Source organism: Bartonella sp. AD24XZML (assembly GCF_042196485.1).
GTDB lineage: Bacteria > Pseudomonadota > Alphaproteobacteria > Rhizobiales > Rhizobiaceae > Bartonella.
This window is the reverse complement of record NZ_JBHIQH010000115.1, coordinates 1-4,229: the sequence shown is the minus strand read 5'-3', so window position 1 is coordinate 4,229 and position 4,229 is coordinate 1. Positions and strand designations below refer to the sequence as shown.

The following is a 4,229-nucleotide window of genomic DNA, read 5'->3' as shown; positions in this document are numbered from 1 at the left end:
TTAAAACTATTGAGCTGCATAGCTCTCTTAAATACAGCGGGATGTGTTAACCAACCTCCTCCATCAACTTTAGCATTATGGGAAAAACCAGGTGTCGATAAAGCTATGATCCAACAAGCCTTGTCAACATGTGGTTGGAAACCAGTCTATGCTTCTCCTGACGATATGAATGCGTATGCGAGTGAATTTGCCTCAGTTTATGAGTGCATGAAAAAAGCCGGTTACCGGTATAAATTGCAAGATTCAAAAGGGATCTATTTTTCACCACCTGCGAAAAGTGGCTCGTTCCTCAGCAACTTAATGATAGCAGGATATGAGCAATTTATGGATAATGACACCTTTGGTGTGACCAACAAAACGAAACAGGAACGCGCTTTACTAACGCATTTTGAGGATGAAAGAAAACGTCAGCAAAAGCAAAAAGCTTTACAAAAGCGATCACCAAAGCGTCCTCCCCATCGTTAAAAAGGTCGTTAGATAAAATCACGAATGAAGTAGGGGATCAAAGCCGTCTACTTCTTTATCCACGCAGAGGGCCTTTTAAATTTGGTGGTTAAGATAATCTACAATAAGGCAGGTGAGGGTTCCATTACGGGGGATGCGCATTTTGAAGCCAAAGTCGTGGGGCAATCCACTGGATACGTTAAGCGGTTTGACCGAGGCTGGCGCATCTGGCAGTGTAACCGTGGGCTTTAAAACTGAGAAAACAGAAGCCTCTTCTCAAGTCTCCACAGCGGTGACAGATAGCATAGAAGGCGGACGCGCTGTTAACATGCAAGCCCACAAAGGCAGCATTCATGGTGTTGGCGCTGATATTATCGCTGGTACCAATCCAATCTATGTGCTGGAAAATGATGCACAGAGCGGAAATATCACTATGGAAGCAGGTGAAGATATCACCTTTGAAAGTGCGCAAAACACGCAAAGCACACAAAACAGCAGTGAAAGTTCTTCAATGAGTGTTGGCACCGGTTATGGCACGGGTGGCGCAGGGGCAACGGGTAGTGCTTCTTTTAGTCAAGGGGAAGGTTCCAGTGAGGAAGTTCAACACAAAAACAGCCATATTATAGGTAGCGGCACTGTTCATAACATAAGTCAGGCAAACACCACATTGGCAGGCGCCGTAGTTTCTGGAGAGCGTGTAGAAATGGAAGTAGGGGGTGATTTTGCCATTACCAGCCGCAGTGATACGGGACAAACTTCCAGTAAGCAAAACTCTGTTTCTGTTGGGTTTGGTGCTGGACAAACGGGTGGTGGGGGCTCCATGAGCGCCTCTTTCCAAAAGGATCAATCCTCTAGTGATTATCATAGTGTTGTGGAACAATCAGGCATCAAAGCGGGTGATGGCGGCTTTAAGATCATTGTTAAAGACAAAACAACGCTGACCGGAGGTATTATTGCCAGCACCGCGCCGGCAGACAAAAACAGCCTAACCACAGGAAGCATTAGCACCAGTGATATCAGCAACAGTGCGCATGCTAAAGCCAGCAGCCATGGGTTTAGCATTTCTGGGAATGACACGATAAAAAACATTGCCAAGAATGTTTTAAATCACGGCAAAGCCAAGGATGGAGCAGAAGGGAAAACCAAATCTGCTATCAGTGATGGGACTATCATCCTTACTGATACAACTGGACAGAGGGCGATGGGGCAAGATGCTGGACAAATCATTGGCTCTCTCAACCGCAACACCGCAGCAGCACACCAAGCTGTAGGACAGCTAGATGTCGCACCGCTTGAGGGGGTAGTACATAATCGCGTAGATATGATCAATGATTTATCGGATGAAGGATTGGGATACTGGGACAAAGTGCGCGAAGTCGCAAATGTTAAAGAACATCCAGTAGGTGAGATTTTGCATGATGAAAATGGCAATGTCCTCTATTTAACCGATGAAAATGGAAAACCTATAAAAGACAGCGATGGAAAAAATATTACTCTGTATCGCTATTTAAAACCAGGAGAAAAAAATCATTTACAAAAAGGCTCTGATGGCAACAGGCGTATGTTCTATAATGGTATTTCTAATTCATCTGATGAAGCAGCCCGTAATGCCGTCAAAATGGCTGATAATGCGCATGAACCCCTTTATTTTACCTACCACCCCCAAGCTAAAGATAAGCTAGTAGAGTTCGGGGTAGCAATTTATGAGTATTTTGGGGGATGGAGTAATTCGACCAAGAAATTCCAAGATTTTGCCTCTCGTTATGGTAATGATGGGGCGATTGTTAGTGCGCATAGTCGTGGTAGCTTAACAGTAGGCAATGGACTACGTGACTTTGAAAAGCGCGGCATCCACGGTATAGCAGAAAAAACAGATATTTATCTTTATGGACCAGCGGATCATGCTCAATCGATAGCGAATGCATTATATGTCGTAAGCGATGGCAAAAATGATCATGTTTACTTACAAAGCCATGCATCTGACCCCATTAGTACGTTGTTTGGTTACAATGCACCTACTTTTTATAAAGTACCTTTAAATCTAGATGTTTCACTTTTGGAGAAAGGTATAAAAAATCCTTTATATATGACGCTGTTTGTAGGAAAAAGTTTATTGACTACAGCAACCTCTCCATTGATAGAGAGAGGGAGGGCGTTAGGCGGTTATGATCCTAGTCCTCATAATTGTTATGGTGATGCAAGTAAAGCGTGTATAACTAATTATGGAACATCTCCTACTAAACAAATTCATTCAATTTATTCGACTTTAGATCATTTATGGAAGAAAAAATGAGACAAATTTTAAAATTATTGAGTGGTATAGTCCTATTAAGTGTGACTGGATGTGACATATCAAAAATTGACAGCAGTCCTCCAGAGTACGTGAGTATGTGGGAGAAGGCAGGTGCAGATTTTACTGAGATAGGAAAAGCCTTATTAGAATGTGGAATGCCGAGTCTTATTGATGCTGATTCAGAAAATAGAAAGCTTAGTGTTAATGAGGATGCAACAATTTATGCTTGCATGGTTCAATCAGGATTCCATTATAAAGGGAGAGGAAACTGGTGTTATACATTTAGAGAAGAAAACCTTCCCATTTGTCAGCTTGGTGCTGTCATCCCACAGAGAAGTGTTGAGAAGCGCTTAAACAGCCCGTTTTGTAAAAGGTATAAAAATGCGGATGAATGCAAACCTTAAGTTTTGTTTGTGATGACCGACAATCCCCACACTCACGTTTTTACATGCCTGTGCGGGATTGTTTCCTCAATCCATCATCTCAATATTGTTCACCGTTGTTTAAACAGCGGTGACAGAAAATATCAACAAGCTTATGAGCTGTTTATTGTAAATAAATCCATTGAAAGAGGGGAATAATGAAGAAAATCTTAAAACTATTGAGTTGTATAGCTCTGTTAAGTATCACTGGATGTGTTAACTCAATTCCCTCACTTTCTCCAGCATTATGGAGAAATAAAATACTTTTAGAATGTGGAGTACCGGACCTTAATAAGGTTGTGGCGCTAGATTTGAATCAATTTGCCAGTATTGAAATGTGTATGGCGCAATCAGGTTTTCGCCCTAGCTTTACAATACAAGATTGGTGTGAAAATCATAAATCAGACAACCTTCCCATATGTCGTCCTGGTGCTGTCATGCCTCAGCGAAGTGTTGAGAGACGCTTAAATAGCTCTTATTGTAAAAAGCATTCAGAACAACTTGAATGCAAACCTTAAGTCTTGCTTCAGCAGAGAAAGCCTTGAATTTACACCAAATAAAGCACCAGGTTGATGAGCTTGAGAAAGCCTTGTCCGTTCTTACGTGACAAGGTTTTCTTTTTATGCCGCGTCATTTTGACGTTGCTGTTTTGCTTGTTCGATTACATTCAAAAGATCCGATTGTAACCAACGGGATAAAAAACCAAATTTTAAAGGTTTTGGGAGAGAGCCATTGGTAACATGACGGCGGAATGTTGAAACACTCATATGAAGCAATTTTGCACTTTCACGGTCTGTCAAAAGAATATCATTTTCTGTCATTCTAAAATCCTTTCACTATAAAAATGATAACAAATCATAACCATTTATTAACCACATTTTGGTTCATTTTTGAAGGTATTTTATTTATAGAAAACAATATTTTATCATAGTTTTTCTGATGTGATAATTTATGAGTCTTATTGAGAAAGAATGAGAGACAAGAGAGTTAAAGTTATCCACAGATCATGGGGTTATTCACCCCATATTTTAGGTTTGACCCGTGACATAAGCCGCCCATTTATCCATATA

At 41.0% G+C, this 4,229-nt stretch carries 4 protein-coding genes and 1 pseudogene; 4 read left to right on the top strand and 1 reads right to left on the bottom strand.

The genetic code is table 11. The features are described 5' to 3' along the window. From ACFIMX_RS10350 to ACFIMX_RS10335, 4 genes and pseudogenes are all read left to right on the top strand, one after another. On the top strand, positions 1–465 hold a 465-nt coding region (locus tag ACFIMX_RS10350; RefSeq protein ID WP_375694451.1), incomplete at its 5' end, for a hypothetical protein. Between the two features lie 187 nt (positions 466–652). After that, positions 653–2,737, top strand: a pseudogene (locus ACFIMX_RS10345) (hemagglutinin repeat-containing protein); the annotation flags it as partial. After that, positions 2,734–3,141, top strand: coding sequence for a hypothetical protein (locus tag ACFIMX_RS10340; RefSeq protein WP_375694450.1), 408 nt, complete (start codon positions 2,734–2,736; stop codon positions 3,139–3,141). The pseudogene ACFIMX_RS10345 and the gene ACFIMX_RS10340, both read left to right, overlap by 4 nt. A gap of 176 nt (positions 3,142–3,317) precedes the next feature. Then, entirely contained in the window at positions 3,318–3,677 is a 360-nt protein-coding gene (locus ACFIMX_RS10335; RefSeq protein ID WP_375624232.1) for a hypothetical protein, read from the top strand. A gap of 102 nt (positions 3,678–3,779) precedes the next feature. Here the strand turns inward: ACFIMX_RS10335 and ACFIMX_RS10330 are convergent, their stop codons facing one another. Then, on the bottom strand, positions 3,780–3,980 hold the full coding sequence (locus ACFIMX_RS10330; protein ID WP_007346825.1) for an AlpA family transcriptional regulator: 201 nt from the start codon (positions 3,978–3,980) through the stop codon (positions 3,780–3,782). Between the last annotated feature and the right edge of the window lie 249 nt (positions 3,981–4,229).